Here is a 16,363-nt window from a genome sequence, read left to right on the forward strand (position 1 = left end):
ATAACCCCGGACTTGTATCGAAATGTAACACGTTCTAGTTTAGGTTCTGTGGCTCTGAATATTGCTGATCTTGCCGAGCACGCCATCGATGCTGTGCCGGACCGTATCGCGCTGATTTCCGGCGACGAGCAGTTGACCTACGGGCAGTTGGAGGAGAAGGCCAACCGCCTGGCCCACTATCTGATCGATCAAGGTGTGAAGAAGGACGACAAGGTCGGCCTCTACTGTCGCAACCGCATCGAGATCGTGATCGGGATGCTCGGCATCGTGAAGGCCGGCGCGATCTTGGTGAACGTCAACTTCCGCTACGTCGAGGGCGAGCTGAAGTACCTCTTCGAGAACTCGGACATGGTCGCGCTGATCCATGAGCGCCGCTACGCCGACCGGGTGGACAACGTGCTGCCGGAGACGCCGAATGTGAAGACCGTCCTGGTGGTCGAGGACGGGTCGGATGACGACTACCAGCGCTATGGCGGCGTGGCCTTCGAGGATGCGCTCGCCCAGGGGTCTCCGGAGCGGGACTTCGGGCCCCGCAGCGCCGACGACATCTACCTGCTCTACACCGGCGGCACCACCGGCTTCCCCAAGGGCGTCATGTGGCGTCATGAGGACATTTACCGTGTCCTGTTCGGCGGCACGGACTTCGCGACCGGCGAGCCGGTGGCCGATGAATACGACCTGTCCAAGCAGGCCGTTGCCAACCCCCCGATGATCCGGCTGCCCATCCCGCCGATGATCCACGGCGCCACCCAGTCGGCCACATGGATGTCGCTGTTCTCCGGCCAGACGGTGGTGCTGGCACCGGAGTTCGACGCCGATGAGGTGTGGCAGATGATCCACGACCACAAGGTCAATCTGTTGTTCTTCACCGGTGACGCGATGGCCCGCCCGCTGCTGGATTCGCTTCTGGCGCATCAGGAAAAGGGCAACGAGTTCGACCTGTCGAGCCTGTTCCTGCTCGCCAGTACCGCCGCGCTGTTCTCCACCAGCCTCAAGGAGAAGTTCCTCGAGCTGCTGCCCAACCGGATCATCACCGATTCGATCGGCTCGTCGGAGACCGGTTTCGGCGGCACCAGCATCGTGGCCAAGGGCCAGTCGCACACCGGTGGCCCGCGGGTGACCATCGACAAGAACACCAAGGTGCTCGACGAGGACGGCAACGAGGTCAAGCCCGGATCGGGCGTGCGCGGCATCATTGCCAAGTGCGGACACATCCCGGTCGGGTACTTCAAGGACGAGAAGAAGACCGCCGAGACGTTCCGGACCTACAACGGGGTTCGCTACGCCATTCCCGGTGACTACGCCGAGGTCGAGGCCGACGGCAGCGTGACCATGCTGGGCCGCGGCTCGGTGTCGATCAACAGTGGTGGCGAGAAGATCTACCCCGAAGAGGTCGAGGCCGCGCTCAAGGGCCACCCGGACGTGTTCGACGCGCTGGTGGTCGGGGTTCCCGACGAGCGCTTCGGTCAGCACGTCGCCGCCGTCGTGCAGCCGCGTGAGGGCGCCCGTCCGACGCTGGCCGAACTCGACGCGTTCGTGCGCAGCGAGATCGCCGGTTACAAGGTGCCGCGCAGCCTGTGGCTGGTCGACGAGGTGAAGCGCTCGCCGGCGGGCAAGCCCGACTACCGGTGGGCCAAGGACCAGACCGAGGAGCGGCCCGCCGATGACGTGCACGCGAATCATGTCGGAGCGAAATCATGAAAACTGATCTGTGCGAACGGTTCGGGATCGAGTACCCGATCTTCGTGTTCACCCCTTCGGAGAAGGTGGCGGCCGCGGTCAGCAAGGCCGGTGGCCTCGGCGTGCTGGGCTGCGTGCGGTTCAACGATGCCGACGACCTCGAAGAGGTCTTGCAGTGGATGGATGCCAACACCGGCGGCAAGCCCTACGGCGTCGACATCGTGATGCCGGCGAAGATCCCCACCGAGGGGACCGCCGTCGACATCAACAAGCTCATCCCGCAGAGCCACCGCGACTTCGTCGCGAAAACCCTTGCGGATCTCGGTGTTCCGCCGCTGCCCGAGGATGAGGAGCGCAACGAGGGTGTGCTGGGCTGGCTGCACTCGGTGGCTCGCAGCCACGTCGAAGTCGCACTCAAGCATCCGATCAAACTGATCGCGAACGCACTCGGTTCTCCGCCCAACGACGTCATCGAGCAGGCCCATGCCGCCGGTGTCCCGGTGGCGGCGCTGGCGGGCAGTGCCAAGCACGCGCTGCGCCATGTGGAGAACGGCGTCGACATCGTCGTCGCGCAGGGCCACGAGGCCGGTGGACACACGGGTGAGATCGGCTCGATGGTGCTGTGGCCGGAAATCGTTGATGCATTGGATGGTAAGGCTCCCGTACTGGCTGCCGGTGGGATCGGCACCGGCAAGCAGGTGGCCGCCGCCCTGGCGCTCGGCGCGCAAGGTGTGTGGATGGGTTCGGCGTTCCTGACCTCGGCCGAGTACGACCTGGGTCACCGTCTGCCCGGCGGCACCTCCACGATCCAGGAGGCGCTGCTCAAGGCGACCACCGCCGACACCGTGCGCCGCAAGATCTACACCGGCAAGCCCGCGCGGCTGCTCAAGACCAAGTGGACCGACGCCTGGGACGCCCCGGACGCCCCGGAGCCGCTGCCGATGCCGCTGCAGAACATCCTGGTCAGCGAAGCTCATCAGCGGATGAACGAGTCGGACAATCCCGACACCGTGTCCATGCCGGTCGGTCAGATCGTGGGACGCATGAACGAGATCCGGCCGGTCGCCGACATCATCGGTGAGCTGGTGAGCGGTTTCGAGGCGGCCACCAAGCGCCTGGACGACATCGCCGGCAGCTGATTTTCTCCGGCGAACAGACATGAAACTGCCCCTTTTCACGTGAAAAGGGGCAGTTTCGCGTCTGCTCGTGAGGCAGGATCGAAGCACTATGGCGGTCGACGTATGGATGCAGCACCCGACGCAGAGGTTTCTCGCCAACGACATTTTCGCCTCGTTGCGGCGCTGGACCGGTGGGGCGATCCCCGAAGACGAGATTCCCCTCGACTTCACCTTGGCCGCGATGGACGCAGGCGGCGTCGAGACCGGGCTGCTCAGTGCGTGGCGGGGTCCCAACGGACTTGACCTGATCTCCAACGACGAGGTCGCCGGATGGATTCGTTTACACCCCAAGCGATTTGCGGGCCTGGCCACTGTCGACCTGGACCGCCCGATGGAGGCGGTCCGGGAGCTGCGGCGCCTGGTGCGTGACGACGGTTTCGTAGGTCTGCGGGTGGTGCCGTGGCTGTGGAACGCACCGCCCACCGACCGGCGGTACTACCCGCTGTTCGCCGAATGCGTCGAACTCGGAGTGCCGTTCTGCACGCAGGTCGGCCACACGGGACCACTCCGCCCCTCGGAGACCGGCCGCCCGATTCCCTACATCGACCAGGTGGCGCTGGATTTCCCCGAGTTGGTGATCGTGTGCGGTCACGTCGGCTACCCGTGGACGGAGGAGATGATCGCTGTCGCGCGCAAGCACGAGAACGTCTATATCGACACGTCTGCCTACACCACCAAACGTCTGCCACCCGAACTCATCAGGTTCATGAAAACCGGCACCGGTGCGCGCAAGGTGCTGTTCGGCACGAATTACCCGATGATCGCCCACGGGCACGCCCTTGACGGCCTTGATGAGCTGGGTCTGGTCGACGAGGGCCGCGCGAATTACCTGCGCGGCAATGCCGAACGCCTGTTCAACCTGAGCGGTCCGGAAAAAACCTAGCGGGACTTCCTCGTGCGGACCGGTATGGTCGCGGCGGCGAGGAAAGGATCAGCTGGTGAACGAAGCCGACGCTCTTGCGGCCAACCGCGCGAACTGGGACGAGCGGGCCGATGTGCACGCCCAGTCCCAGATGTATGACGTACCAGGGTTTCTGGCCGATCCCACGGACATCTCATGGGTGGTGCGCAATGACCTCGAGGTGCTCGCGCCGCACCTGCCGGAAAGCGGTGTGAGAGGCCGCTCGCTACTGCACCTGCAGTGCCACATCGGAACCGACACCATCTCCTGGGCCCGGCTCGGTGCTCGCGATGTGCACGGCGTCGACCTGTCGCCGAATTCGCTGCGGCACGCGGCCAGGATCGCCGAGGCCGACGGTCGGGAGATCACCTGGGTAGAGGGCGACGCGCGGTTCGCGTCGACGTTGATCCAGCGACGCTTCGAGACCGTGGTGACCAGTACCGGAACCATCGTGTGGCTGCCGGAGCTGGCCAGCTGGGCCCGATCGATCCACGACCTGCTCGAGCCGGGCGGAGTGTTCCTGATCCGCGACGACCATCCGATCCTGAGCGCGATGGACTACGAACCGTGGACCATCACCGACGACTACCTCAGCGGTGGCGGCGCCCGAACCTATGACGACGCAGGGACTTACACCGAGAACTCGGCCGGTCAGATCACCCAGGTGCGTAACCACGAGTGGTGCCACGACCTGTCCGAAGTGGTCACGTCCTTGCTGCAGGCCGGACTCGTCATCGAGGCATTGACCGAACTGCCCTACATGGACTGGCAGGCGTTCCCGGCCCTGGTGCCCTGCCCTCAAGGCTGGGCCCTACCCACAGGGGTGCCGCGGATCCCGCTGAACTTCGCAGTCGTCGCGCGGCGCCCCGGGTAGGGACACAGCGCAGCGCGAGCGTGCGTACAGATCGCGCTTTCGCGTGTTTCCGCGATCTGTACGCACATTCGGTCACGGCATCTAGCGGCCGGGCAGTTTCTGCAGCGCCCGGATCATCGGGGTCAGCGCCTTCTGCCATATCGTCTGCGAAATCCCCAGCGGCGGATCGAGATTGATCACCCGTGCGGTGGAGACCGTCTGGGACTCGGTGTACTTGAGGATGCCGTCGGCGCCGTGGCGGCGTCCCACGCCGGAGGCCTTCATCCCGCCCATCGGGGCCGCGGTGCTGCCGAAGGCCAGGGCGTAGCCCTCGTCGACATTGACCGTGCCGGAGTTGACGCGGGCGGCGATCGCCTCACCCTCGGACTTCGACCCGGCCCACACGCTGGCGTTGAGGCCGTACTCGGTGTCGTTGGCCTTCTCGATGGCCTCGTCGACGGAACCGACGGGGTAGATCGACACCAGCGGACCGAAGGTCTCGTTACGTGCGCATTCCATCTCGTCCGTGACGCCGGTCAGCACGGTCGGCTCGAAGAACAACGGGCCGATGTCCGGACGTGCATTGCCACCGGCAACGACCTTGGCGCCCTTGGCTTTCGCGTCGTCGACGTGGCCGGAGACGGTCTTGATCTGATCTTCGGAGATCAGGCTGCCCATGTCGGCGGTGAAGTCGTAGGCCGCGGACAGGTTCATGTTGCGTACCTGCTCGGCGAACTTGGCGGTGAACTCGTCGGCCACCGGCTTCTCGACGTAGATCCGCTCGATCGAGATGCACAGCTGGCCGGCATTGGAGAAGCAGGCGCGGGTCGCGGCTTTGGCGGCCACCTTCAGGTTGGCGCCCTTGGTGACGATCATGGGGTTCTTGCCGCCGAGTTCGGCGGAGAAGCCGATCAGGCGCCGGCCGCACTGTTCGGCCAGTGCCCGCCCGGTGGCCGTCGAACCGGTGAACATCATGTAGTCGCAGTGTTCGACGATCGCGGTGCCGACCACCGAGCCCGGCCCGGGCACGACCGCGAACAGATCGCGCGGCAGTCCGGCCTGATACAGCAGTTCGGCATTGGCCAGCGTGCAGTACGGGGTCTGGCTGTCAGGCTTGACCACCACGGCGTTGCCGGCCAGCAGGGCCGGGATGGAGTCCGAGATCGACAGGGTCATCGGATAATTCCACGGTGAGATGACGCCGATGACGCCTTTGGGGTGGTGATTGACCACGGTCTTGACGAACCCGGGCAGCAGACCCTGCACTCGCTTGGTCGAGAGCAGCCGAGCCGCCTCGCGCGCGTAGTAGTTCGCGTTCAAGATCATGTCGACGATCTCTTCCTGCGCGGCTGAGCGGGCCTTGCCGGTCTCAGCCTGGGCCACATCCATCAGGAAGTCCCGATTCTGGACGAGCAGGGTGCCGAAACGCTTGATGATGGCGGCGCGTTCCTTGACCGGACGCTTTGCCCACTGCGTCTGTGCGGCGCGGGCTTTGGTGAAGGCGGCGGTCACATCGTCGGCGGTTCCGACCGGGATGGTGGTCAGCTCCTTGCCGGTGAACACCTCGTCGATCGGCTTGGACTGCCGGGCTTCGACGTCGTCGATGGCGACGAGCGCGCGCAGGCGGGCGAAGTCGGCGGCGGACGGAGCGGGCATCGGGGACTCCCTACTGGCAAGTAACTAACAGTCATTGCCAACCTACTCGGTACCGGCAGTCCGACAAAGACACAGCTTGTCCGATCTGTTCACGACAGGCGGTGGTCGATCGTCCTAACCTGCGGTTATGGCTTTGAACCTGAACACGGTGGTCATCGAGATCGTCACGAAAGACCTGACCCGATCCCTGGATTTCTACCGGCTCCTCGGGCTGGCGGTGCCCCGGCCGGATGGGCCGCACGTCGAGGTGGCATTGCCGGGCGGAAACCGCCTCGCGTTCGACAGCGAGGACGTGATCGCCGGAATGCACCCCGGCTGGACGCCTCCGACCGGGCCAGGACGGGTCGCGCTGGCCTTCGGGTTGGACTCACCGTCCGACGTCGACGAACTCTATGAGCGACTCGTCGGCGCCGGCCATCCGGGAACTCTCAGGCCGTTCGACGCGCCATGGGGACAGCGCTACGCGACCGTCGAAGATCCCGACGGCACGTCGGTCGACCTGTTCGCCGCATTGGGCGGTTGACGCAGTTCGCGAATGCCCACTCCGGTCAGCGCGCGGATCTCGCGGTGCAGATGTGGCTGATCGGCATAGCCGGCCCGCGCGGCGACCGCGCCGGCGCTCAGACCGGTGCTGAGCAGCCCGACCGCGCGACGGAACCGGAGGATGCGACGCAGCGTCGCCGGCCCGTATCCGTAGACCGCCGCACATTGCCGCTGCACGGTCCGGGTCGACCAGCCGACATGACGTGCCGTCGCAGCGACCGATTCGCCGGCCGCCAGCCGGCCTGTGACGTCACGAAGCACCGGCAGGGGCCACGGCGCGGTTTCGGCGCGAGTCGGGCCGGCGGCCAGCGCCACGGCCAGTGTTTCGAGTGGGCCACTCCGGTCGATGCGGCACAGTTCACGCAGATCGACCCGCGAGTTGCGCAGCTCGTCCGCGGGGACGCCGAGCAGCCGCGGTAACGCTCCGGGCCGAAACCGTAATCCCTGTACCGGATCCCGGCTGCCGGCAGCGATGAATGCGGTGGTGTCCGGCCCGGCGACGACAACCTTGTCGTCCATCTCGATCAGATCCATGCAACCGTCGGGCAGGACGCGGCCGGGCTGCGGACTGCCGGTGCGTACCCACCGGCACTCCACGAGGTCGCTCAGTGGTGGCGGTGGATCGTATTCGCGGTAGCCCACGTCGCCGACGCTACCCCTGCCGGCATGCGGTTGAATCGGGTGATGGCCGGGCGACCACGCGACACGTCGATCGACGAGCGGGTGCTCGCGGCCACGCGTGAGCTGCTGGTCGAGGTCGGCTGGGATGACCTCAGCGTGCGGCTGGTCGCGGCGCGCTCCGGGGTGGGCAGGTCCAGCCTGAACCGGCGCTGGGCGTCCAAGGCCGATTTGGTGCTACACGCGATACTCGGCGAATCACCCGATATGTCACCGTTTTCCGGCACCGACCTGGCCGGCTGGATCGACTGGGTGGTACGCGGCAGTCACCAGTTGTTCAGCCGCCCTGATGTGAGTGAGGCGGTGCCCGGGCTGCTGCTGGCGCTGCGCGAAAATGCTGCGTTGCGCAAGGCGCTGTGGAACGGGTTCAGCGGGCCGGCGATCGAGATGTTCGCCGCCAGGGGATACGGATCGGAATCTGACGCGAAGGCTGTGCTGTCCATGGCGGCGGGTGCGGCGCTGTTCACCACCACGGTGGCGACCGACGACGATTCGCCCGAACTGCAGCAGCAGCTGGTGCGGCTGCTCAGCCAGGCCCTGGGTGTGTCACCTGGCGAATGACGCCAGCATGGCGTCCTGCGGCGAACGCCACGCCGCGATACCGAGATCGGCGAGGGTGCTCTGGTCGTCGGTCGGGGTGGCGGCTGTGAGCAGCATCGCGGCCTCGTGGCTGATCCCGTCTCCCAGTGGCAGTACCCCGCCGAGCAGATCCGAGCACCAGCCGATGCCACGGAAGGCCGCCGCAGACAAGGGGATTCGGCGGATCTTGCGTCCCGAGCCCTGTTCCAGCACATCGATCATCTCGTTGAACGACACCATCACGCCGCCGCAGACATACCGCTTGGGCCCGCGGCCGGGGGCCATCAGCCGCTCGTGCACCAGCGCGACGTCGCGCACGTCGATCATCTGCATGCCACCGGTCATCCGCGGAGCCAGACCGGCTTTGGCGATCGGGGCCCAACCGCGCTCGGTGACCCCGGCAGCGGTGAAGTAGGCCGGACCCACCACGCTCGATGGATAGGTGACCACAACCGGGGCTCCGGCATCCTGCAGCCTTCGGGCCACCCGATCGGCATACGCCTTGGTCTGGGCGTAGGGGCTGCGGCCCGGCGCCGGGGGAGTGTCGGCGGAGATCACCCCGTTGGGCGGCGGGAACAACGAGCTGTAGCTGCTGACCGAGACGATCGGATCGAGTCCCGCCTCGACGGCGCGGTTCAGCACCGATTCTGCTGCGTGGGCGTTGATCTCCCACATCAGCTTCTCGCGCCGGCGATCGGTGCCGACGATGCCCGCGGCGTGGATCAGGGCGTCGCATCCGGACAGCAGCTTTGCGACAGTGTCACCGTCACGGATATCGCCCTCGAGCACGGACATCTCGCCGAGCGCGTCAAGGCGGCCGATCACCTCGTCGGCACCGCAGCCCGGTGCGACGAGCAGACGGATGCGATGGCCGGCGGCCAGCAGCCTCCGCACGGTGTGGGCCCCGAGATAGCCGGTGCCCCCGGTCACTGCGATGTGCATGCTGCGCCTCCCTTATTTCGATGCCAATGGTATCGAAAAGGGTGGCGGTACGACCGGTCGGGTGCTTCGAGGTGTTTGCGGCGAGGATTGCGGTCACGGGTGTGGCTGCCCACTCCGATCGCAGTCTCGTAATCCAGCACGACCGCGCCAGTAACGCTACGGCGGAAAAATGCGCTTCAGGCCGCCGTGACGTTACTGGCGCGAATCGTGCATCCCAGATGAATAGTGTTGGCGCTCCCGTCATATCCGCTTCCCCGAAACCGGAGCGACAGTGTCGCTGCAATGCGGGGCACGTGAAACTTCGAGGCCGGGTGACAGCGCGAAGAAGGCTAGCGGGAGATGGGCCAGACCGGGTCGGCGCACTCCGTACCCTCGGCCGACAACTGCCGCTTGATCACCTTGAACGTCTCGGTGCGCGGCAACGCCGCGCCGACCCGCACATAGGACGGCCACTGCTTGGGTCCCAGATCGGACTGCTCGGCCAGGAAGGCCCGGAACTTCTGGACATCGAACGACGCATCGCCGCCCAATACCAGCGCGGCCATCACCTGATCGCCGACGTGGGGATCCGGTATCGGATACACCGCTACCTCGGCAACATCAGGGTGGCGCAACAGGATTCGTTCGATAGGTGCGGTACCCAGGTTCTCGCCGTCGACCCGCATCCAGTCGCCGAGGCGCCCGGCGAAGTGCGCGTAGCCGTCCTCGTCGAGGTAAGCCAGATCGCCGGTGTGGTAGACGCCGCCGGCCATGCGGACCGCCTCGGCGTCGGGATCGTTGTAGTAGCCGCGGAACCAGCCGGCGCCGGTCGGGTTCACCAATTCGCCGACCACGCCGGGCGGGCACGGTTCACCAGTCTCGACATCGACGATGGTGACCTGGTCGGTGAGCGGCCCGAGCGCACCTTCGGGGGTATCGGGGGTGCGGGCGATCGCGACACCGCCCTCGGTGGACCCGAACCCGTCCACCACCGTCACGCCGAACCGTTCGGCGAACCGGCTCAGGTCCCGCGGAGAACCCTCGTTGCCGTAGAGGATCCGCAACGGGTTGTCGGTATCATCGGGTGCAGGTTCGGTGGCCAGGATGTAGGACAACGGCTTACCGACATAGTTGGCGTACGTGGCGCCGAAACGCCGGATATCGGGCATGAACCCGGACGCGGAGAACCTGCGGCGCAACGCGATCGACGCGCCGGCTGCGACCGCGACGGCCCAGCCCGCCATGATCGCGTTGGAGTGGAACAGCGGCATCGACAGGTAGACCGTGTCGGCCGGACCCAGCCCGAAGCGGTCGGCCAGCATCCGCCCCGGGAACGCCACCTTGTCGTGGGTCACCCGCACGGCCTTGGGATCACCGCTGGTTCCCGAGGTGAAGATGAGCATGAACAGGTCATCCGCCGAAAGGTCGGCGAATGTCACCGGGGTGTCCCGATACGACGCGAGTTCCGCTGCCCAGTCGGCAGATTCGACATCGATGTAGTCGACCCCTGGCGGCACCGCGACCGACGAGTCGGCCAGTACCAGCTGGCAGTCGGCCTTGGCGATGTCGCGGGCCAGTGCCTCGCCGCGGCGGGTCTGGTTGAGCCCGACGGGCACCAGCCCGCTCAGCCCGGCGGCCACCAGCAGGCTGGAGAAAAACGTGGTGTTGCCGAGTAGCGCCCCGACATGCGGGGGTTTGGAGGGGTCCAGCCGTTTCCTCAGCGCCGCGGCCAATTGGGCACCGGCGGCGATGTGGTCGGCCCAGCTGACGAACGAATCCTCTTGGTAGAGGCCACGGTCGGTGACCTCGACCAGCGGGACCAGCAGCTCGGTGACGGTCGGGTTGACGGTTGGACCCCCCATCCCTAGACCGGGGTGTCGGCGAGTTCGCGGCCGATGCGCAGCAGCTGCCCTGTCGCCCCGCCGACAGCGAACTCGGTCTGCTTGGCGGCCAGGAAGTACCGGTGCACCGGGTGGTCCATGTCGATGCCGACGCCGCCGTGCACGTGGACGGCGGTGTGCGCGACGCGATGGCCGGCCTCGGCCGCCCAGAACGCCGCACTGGCGACATCGATGTCGGCGGGCAGGTCCTCGGACAACCGCCAGGCCGCCTGGGTCAACGTCAGGCGCAGGCCCTTGACGTCGATGTAACCGTCGGCAAGTCGCGACGAGACGGCCTGGAAGCTGCCGATCGGCCGGTCGAACTGCTCGCGCTCGCGGGCGTATTCAGAGGTGAGCTCCAGTGCCCGCTCCAGCACACCGAGCTGGAAGGCGCTGCGGCCCAATGCCGAATGCGTGGTCAGCCAGGCCGCGACTTCGGCGCCCCCGACGACGCGGGCGGCGTCCACCGTGGTGCCCTCCAGCTCAAGATGAGCGACGCTGCCCTTGCCGGTGGTGCTCAGCACACTGACCGTCACGCCCGGATCATCGCCGGAAACCAGGAAAACCACGGTCCCCGAATCGGTTTCGGCCGGAACCAGGAATGCGTCGGCGATCGGTCCGTAGTTGACCTGGGTGCGACTGCCCGTGAGTTTGTATGCCGCACCGTCGGTCTGAGCCTGGACCGGCCCCTGACCCATCTCGCCGTCCAACGCCACGGCCAGGATCTTGTCGCCGGCCACGGCAGGCGCCGCCCACTCGGTGCGCAGTTTCTCGGAGCCGAACGCGGCCAGCGCACCGGCTCCCAGCACCACCGAATCGAGGTAGGGCACGGCGGACAGCTGGCGGCCCAGCGCGGTCAGCACGGCGGCCTGCTCGAGCACGCCCAGACCACCGCCGCCCACCGACTCGGGAGCCGCGGCCGACAGCACGTCGGCCTCGATCAACTTGGCCCACAGATTGGCGTCGAAGCGTTGCTCGAGCCCGTCGAGCTCGCGCTGACGTTCTGGCGTGCACACGGATTCGGTGATCGTGCGCACCAGGCCGCCCAGGTCGGCGGCCTCTTCCGTTGTCTTGAAATCCATTGGTGTGCCGTCCTTACCGGTTCACTCGGGGCAGGCCGAGCGCGACCATGCCGATGATGTCACGCTGAATCTCATTGGTGCCGCCGCCGAAGGTCAGGATCAGCGCCGACCGATGGAACCGCTCGATGCGGCCACGCAGCAGCGCACCCCTGCTGTCCGGGCGCAGCGTCGCCGCGGTGCCCAGCACCTCCATCAGCAGGCGGTAGGCCTCGGTGGCCAATTCCGTGCCGTACACCTTGGCCGCCGACGCATCCGCCGGAGAAGGTGCGCCGTCCGCGGAGGCCAATTCCCAGTTGATCAGTTTGAGCACCTCGGCCTTGGCATGCACCCGGGCCAGGTTGAGCTGCACCCACTCGGAGTCGATGAGCCGCTTGCCGTGAACGTCCTTGGTGTTCTGCGCCCACTCGCGGACTCCGTCCAGCGCGACGTAGATCGGCTGCGACGACACGAGCGCGACCCGCTCGTGGTTGAGCTGGTTGGTCACCAGCTTCCAGCCCGCGTTCTCCTCACCCACCAGGTTGGTGGCAGGGATGCGCACGTCCTGGTAGTAGGTGGCGCTGGTATCCACGCCCGACATGGTGTGTACCGGAGTCCACGAGAAGCCCTCGGCCGTTGTCGGCATGATCAGCATCGAGATGCCGCGGTGCTTCTTGGCCTCGGGGTTGGTGCGGACGGCCAGCCACACATAGTCGGCGTACGCGATCAGCGACGTCCACATCTTCTGCCCGTTGACCACATAATCGTCGCCGTCGCGCACGGCCGTGGTGCGCAGGGCGGCCAGGTCGGTGCCCGCACCCGGCTCGGAGTAGCCGATCGCGAAGTGCAGCTCGCCCGCGGCGATCTTGGGCAGGAAGAACTTCTTCTGCTCCTCGGTGCCGAAGTGCATGATCGTCGGCGCGACGCTGTTGATGGTCAGGAACGGCACCGGGGCGCCTGCGATCGCGGCCTCGTCGGTGAAGATCAGTCCGTCCATCGGCGGGCGTTCCTGGCCGCCGAACTCCTTGGGCCAGCTCAGGGTCAGCCAGCCGTCCTTACCCATCTGCGCGACGGTTTCGCGGTAGACGTTGCCACGTCCCATCTCGCCTTCGGAGGAGCTGAGTGCCTCGACCCGTTCGGGCGTCATCAACTTGGAGAAGTACGCGCGCAACTCGCGGCGCAGCTCCTCCTGCTCGGGGGTGTAACCGATCCGCATTGCGCTGCATCCTCACTGCTTGGTAGACCTGAGTTCTCACCTGGTTGTAACACGTTCTAGTCTTAGGATCCAGGCCGGTGTCGGACTGGTATCCGTCAGGTGTGGTCGTATTCTGTGGCTGCGCGCCCGCAGCCCCGTGCGCGCACACGTCGTGAGGAGGTCGCCATGCGAGTAGAAGTTGACCGTGATCGCTGTGAAGGTAATGCGGTCTGCGTGGGTATTGCCCCCGATTTGTTCGATCTTGATGACGACGACTACGCCGTGGTCAAGGCCGATCCAGTGCCTGCCGGCCAGGAGGATCTGGCCGAGCAGTCCGTCGCCGAATGCCCCCGGGCAGCCCTGATCCGAAAAGACTAGAGGCATTCATAAAAATGTCCCGCGCACGCGAGGCGCGGAAACGATGAAGCGCACGCGAGGAGCGAAATGACAACCGACGACGCCCAGATCGATCTGTCCGGGAAGGTGGCCGTGGTCACCGGTGCGGCGGCAGGCCTGGGCCGCGCCGAAGCCATCGGCCTGGCCAAGGCCGGGGCCACCGTGGTGGTCAACGACATGGCAGGTGCGCTGGACGCCTCTGACGTCATCGACGAGATCGCGGCTGCCGGCTCCAAGGGCGTCGCGGTCGCCGGGGACATCAGCGCGCGCTCGACCGCCGACGAGCTGGTCGCCACCGCCGACGGCCTCGGCGGCCTGGACATCGTGGTCAACAACGCGGGCATCACGCGCGACCGGATCCTGTTCAACATGAGCGACGAGGAGTGGGACGCCGTCATCGCGGTGCATCTGCGCGGCCACTTCCTCTTGACCCGGAACGCTGCCGTCTACTGGCGCAACAAGGCCAAGGCGGGGGATGGGACGGTCTACGGCCGGATCATCAACACCTCGTCGGAGGCCGGACTGTCGGGCCCCGTCGGCCAGCCCAACTACGGCGCCGCCAAGGCGGGTATCACCGCGCTGACGGTGTCGGCGGCCCGGGCCCTCGAGCGCTTCGGGGTACGGGCCAACGCGATCGCTCCGCGGGCCCGCACGGCCATGACCGCAGGCGTGTTCGGCGACGCGCCCGACACCGCCGACGGACAGGTCGATCCGCTGTCGACCGACCACGTCGTCACGCTTGTCCGATTCCTCGCCGCGCCCGCGTCCGAAGCTGTCAACGCGCAGCTGTTCATCGTCTATGGTCCAACTGTCACGTTGGTCGCGCCGCCTACGGCGGAGAAGCATTTTACTGCGGACTCCGACGCCTGGAATCCGGCCGACCTCAGCGGGGCACTGCACGATTACTTTGCTGATCGTGACCTGGGGCGTGGATTCTCGGCCACTGAGCTGATGGATTCACGAGACTGACGGTCTCGTTGACCGTCGCTCGACAGTAGTAGAACGTGTTCCAATCCGAGTTCGGCTCGGTACGCTCTGAACAGCGAAAATAGCGTCCGACATCAGCATTTTGAATTCTTTGACAGTGCGAACATGTTCTAGTTAGTATGATCCGGCTCACTAAGAGCACCGTAAGACCAAGGGGTGGGAGAGCGACCACGACACGTGGTCGTCAAGCTTTCGCTAACGCGAGTTTCCGCGAAATTCCCCCGCCCGAGTACCCCGAGAACGGAGCCCAGGTTGATCGAACAGCTTGCGGTTCCGGCCCGGGCCGTGGGCGGCTTCGTCGAGATGTCCTTGGACACCTTCGCCAAGATGTTCCGTCGACCGTTCCAGTTCAAGGAGTTCCTTGATCAGACGTGGATGATCGCGCGGGTCTCGCTGGTGCCGACGCTGTTGGTCGCCATTCCGTTCACGGTTCTGGTCGCGTTCACGCTCAACATCCTCCTTCGCGAGATCGGTGCCGCCGACCTGTCCGGTGCAGGCACCGCCTTCGGCACCATCACACAGCTGGGCCCGGTGGTGACCGTGCTGGTCGTCGCCGGCGCGGGCGCGACCGCCATCTGCGCCGACCTCGGGGCCCGCACCATCCGCGAAGAGATCGACGCCATGCGGGTATTGGGCATCGATCCGATCCAGCGTCTGGTCGTTCCCCGCGTGCTGGCCTCGACCTTCGTCGCGCTTCTGCTCAACGGTCTGGTGTGCGCCATCGGTCTGGCCGGTGGCTATGTGTTCTCGGTGTTCCTCCAGGGGGTGAACCCGGGTTCGTTCATCAACGGCCTCACCGTGCTGACCGGTCTCGGCGAGCTCGTGCTGGCAGAGATCAAGGCACTGCTGTTCGGTGTGGTGGCAGGCCTGGTCGGGTGCTACCGCGGCCTGACGGTAAAGGGAGGCCCGAAGGGTGTCGGTAACGCAGTGAACGAAACGGTGGTCTACGCCTTCATCTGTCTGTTCGTGATCAACGTGATCATGACGGCAATCGGCGTGCGGGTGCTTGTCCGATGAGTTATGACGCGACACTCCGCTTCCGCCGCCTCTTCCGCGGCGTGCCCAAGGTCGTCGACACCGTCGGCGAACAGGCACTGTTCTACGGCGAGACCATGCGGTACCTGCCCAACGCGATCAACCGCTACCGCAAGGAGACCATCCGGCTGGTAGCCGAGATGACCATGGGCGCCGGCGCCCTGGTGATGATCGGTGGCACCGTCGGCGTCGCGGCGTTCCTCACCCTGGCCTCCGGCGGTGTGATCGCGGTCCAGGGTTATTCGTCGCTCGGTAACATCGGCATCGAGGCCCTGACCGGCTTCCTGTCGGCGTTCCTCAACGTGCGCATCGTCGCGCCGGTGATCGCAGGTATCGCGCTGGCCGCCACGATCGGTGCGGGCGCCACCGCGCAGCTGGGTGCCATGCGGGTGGCCGAGGAGATCGACGCCGTCGAAGCGATGGCGGTCCACGCCGTGTCCTATCTCGTGTCCACCCGACTGCTCGCCGGCCTGATCGCGATCGTGCCGCTGTACTCACTGTCGGTGCTGGCCGCGTTCTTCGCCGCCCGGTTCACCACGGTGTTCATCAACGGACAGTCGGCGGGCCTGTACGACCACTACTTCAATACCTTCCTGATACCGAGTGACCTGCTGTGGTCGTTCCTGCAGGCAATCGTGATGGCCATCGCGGTGATGCTGGTGCACACCTACTACGGCTACAACGCCTCCGGCGGCCCGGTGGGCGTGGGCATCGCGGTCGGTCAGGCCGTGCGCACCTCGCTGATCGTCGTCGTCACCATCACCCTGTTCATCTCCCTGGCCGTCTACGGCGCGTCCGGCAACTTCAACCTTTCCGGTTAGGT

General features: G+C 66.2%; 16 protein-coding genes. 10 read left to right on the forward strand and 6 right to left on the reverse strand.

Features of this window, described 5'->3' with window-relative positions; genetic code table 11:
• Positions 1-12: 12 nt before the first annotated feature.
• The 4 genes from H977_RS0124310 (at position 13) to H977_RS0124325 (ending at position 4,633) form a co-directional block, all read left to right on the forward strand.
• A complete protein-coding gene (locus H977_RS0124310; protein ID WP_196808316.1) occupies positions 13-1,701 on the forward strand; it encodes an acyl-CoA synthetase in 1,689 nt (562 codons plus the stop codon).
• Positions 1,698-2,819 carry an NAD(P)H-dependent flavin oxidoreductase gene (locus H977_RS0124315; protein ID WP_029110307.1) on the forward strand — a complete coding sequence of 374 codons (1,122 nt, stop codon included), beginning with the start codon at positions 1,698-1,700 and terminating at the stop codon, positions 2,817-2,819. The genes H977_RS0124310 and H977_RS0124315 overlap by 4 nt, the downstream gene beginning before the upstream one ends.
• A gap of 88 nt (positions 2,820-2,907) precedes the next feature.
• Positions 2,908-3,741: an amidohydrolase family protein gene (locus H977_RS0124320; RefSeq protein WP_029110308.1), complete on the forward strand. Its 834-nt coding sequence runs from the start codon at positions 2,908-2,910 to the stop codon at positions 3,739-3,741.
• 55 nt (positions 3,742-3,796) lie between these two features.
• Complete coding sequence (locus H977_RS0124325) at positions 3,797-4,633, forward strand: class I SAM-dependent methyltransferase (protein WP_029110309.1); 837 nt, start codon at positions 3,797-3,799, stop codon at positions 4,631-4,633.
• A gap of 81 nt (positions 4,634-4,714) precedes the next feature.
• Here H977_RS0124325 and H977_RS0124330 read toward each other — a convergent pair whose 3' ends face one another.
• Positions 4,715-6,268 carry a succinic semialdehyde dehydrogenase gene (locus tag H977_RS0124330; RefSeq protein ID WP_029110310.1) on the reverse strand — a complete coding sequence of 518 codons (1,554 nt, stop codon included), beginning with the start codon at positions 6,266-6,268 and terminating at the stop codon, positions 4,715-4,717.
• Between the two features lie 127 nt (positions 6,269-6,395).
• Between H977_RS0124330 and H977_RS0124335 the strand changes: the two genes are divergently transcribed.
• A complete protein-coding gene (locus H977_RS0124335; RefSeq protein ID WP_029110311.1) occupies positions 6,396-6,791 on the forward strand; it encodes a VOC family protein in 396 nt (131 codons plus the stop codon).
• Here H977_RS0124335 and H977_RS0124340 read toward each other — a convergent pair.
• The gene (locus tag H977_RS0124340) at positions 6,728-7,453 is read right to left on the reverse strand and encodes a helix-turn-helix domain-containing protein (protein WP_029110312.1); all 726 of its coding nucleotides are present in this window, start codon (positions 7,451-7,453) and stop codon (positions 6,728-6,730) included. The two genes, H977_RS0124335 and H977_RS0124340, sit on opposite strands and share 64 nt — an antisense overlap.
• A 24-nt stretch (positions 7,454-7,477) precedes the next feature.
• Here H977_RS0124340 and H977_RS0124345 point away from each other — a divergent pair, with 24 nt between their 5' ends.
• A complete protein-coding gene (locus H977_RS0124345; protein ID WP_231396054.1) occupies positions 7,478-8,050 on the forward strand; it encodes a TetR/AcrR family transcriptional regulator in 573 nt (190 codons plus the stop codon).
• Here the strand turns inward: H977_RS0124345 and H977_RS0124350 are convergent.
• The 4 genes from H977_RS0124350 to H977_RS0124365 form a co-directional block, all read right to left on the reverse strand.
• Entirely contained in the window at positions 8,036-9,010 is a 975-nt protein-coding gene (locus H977_RS0124350; protein WP_029110314.1) for an NAD-dependent epimerase/dehydratase family protein, read from the reverse strand. The genes H977_RS0124345 and H977_RS0124350 overlap by 15 nt on opposite strands.
• Before the next feature lie 329 nt (positions 9,011-9,339).
• Positions 9,340-10,851 (reverse strand): long-chain-fatty-acid--CoA ligase FadD17, encoded by a 1,512-nt coding sequence (fadD17, locus tag H977_RS0124355; protein WP_029110315.1) that lies wholly within the window; start codon positions 10,849-10,851, stop codon positions 9,340-9,342.
• Between the two features lie 2 nt (positions 10,852-10,853).
• The gene (locus H977_RS0124360; RefSeq protein WP_029110316.1) at positions 10,854-11,951 is read right to left on the reverse strand and encodes an acyl-CoA dehydrogenase family protein; all 1,098 of its coding nucleotides are present in this window, start codon (positions 11,949-11,951) and stop codon (positions 10,854-10,856) included.
• 13 nt (positions 11,952-11,964) lie between these two features.
• On the reverse strand, positions 11,965-13,143 hold the full coding sequence (locus H977_RS0124365; RefSeq protein WP_029110317.1) for an acyl-CoA dehydrogenase family protein: 1,179 nt from the start codon (positions 13,141-13,143) through the stop codon (positions 11,965-11,967).
• A gap of 165 nt (positions 13,144-13,308) precedes the next feature.
• Between H977_RS0124365 and H977_RS0124370 the strand changes: the two genes are divergently transcribed.
• The 4 genes from H977_RS0124370 to H977_RS0124385 all read left to right on the forward strand — a co-directional run bounded on the left by H977_RS0124370 (position 13,309) and on the right by H977_RS0124385 (position 16,361).
• On the forward strand, positions 13,309-13,500 hold the full coding sequence (locus H977_RS0124370; RefSeq protein ID WP_029110318.1) for a ferredoxin: 192 nt from the start codon (positions 13,309-13,311) through the stop codon (positions 13,498-13,500).
• A 66-nt stretch (positions 13,501-13,566) separates the two neighbouring features.
• Positions 13,567-14,487: a 3-oxoacyl-ACP reductase gene (locus H977_RS0124375; protein ID WP_029110319.1), complete on the forward strand. Its 921-nt coding sequence runs from the start codon at positions 13,567-13,569 to the stop codon at positions 14,485-14,487.
• 270 nt (positions 14,488-14,757) lie between these two features.
• A complete protein-coding gene (locus tag H977_RS0124380; protein WP_003879810.1) occupies positions 14,758-15,522 on the forward strand; it encodes an MlaE family ABC transporter permease in 765 nt (254 codons plus the stop codon).
• Positions 15,519-16,361: an ABC transporter permease gene (locus H977_RS0124385; RefSeq protein ID WP_029110320.1), complete on the forward strand. Its 843-nt coding sequence runs from the start codon at positions 15,519-15,521 to the stop codon at positions 16,359-16,361. Before H977_RS0124380 ends, H977_RS0124385 begins: the two co-directional genes overlap by 4 nt.
• Positions 16,362-16,363 lie beyond the last annotated feature (2 nt).

The organism is Mycobacterium sp. URHD0025, from assembly GCF_000426065.1.
Lineage (GTDB): Bacteria > Actinomycetota > Actinomycetes > Mycobacteriales > Mycobacteriaceae > Mycobacterium.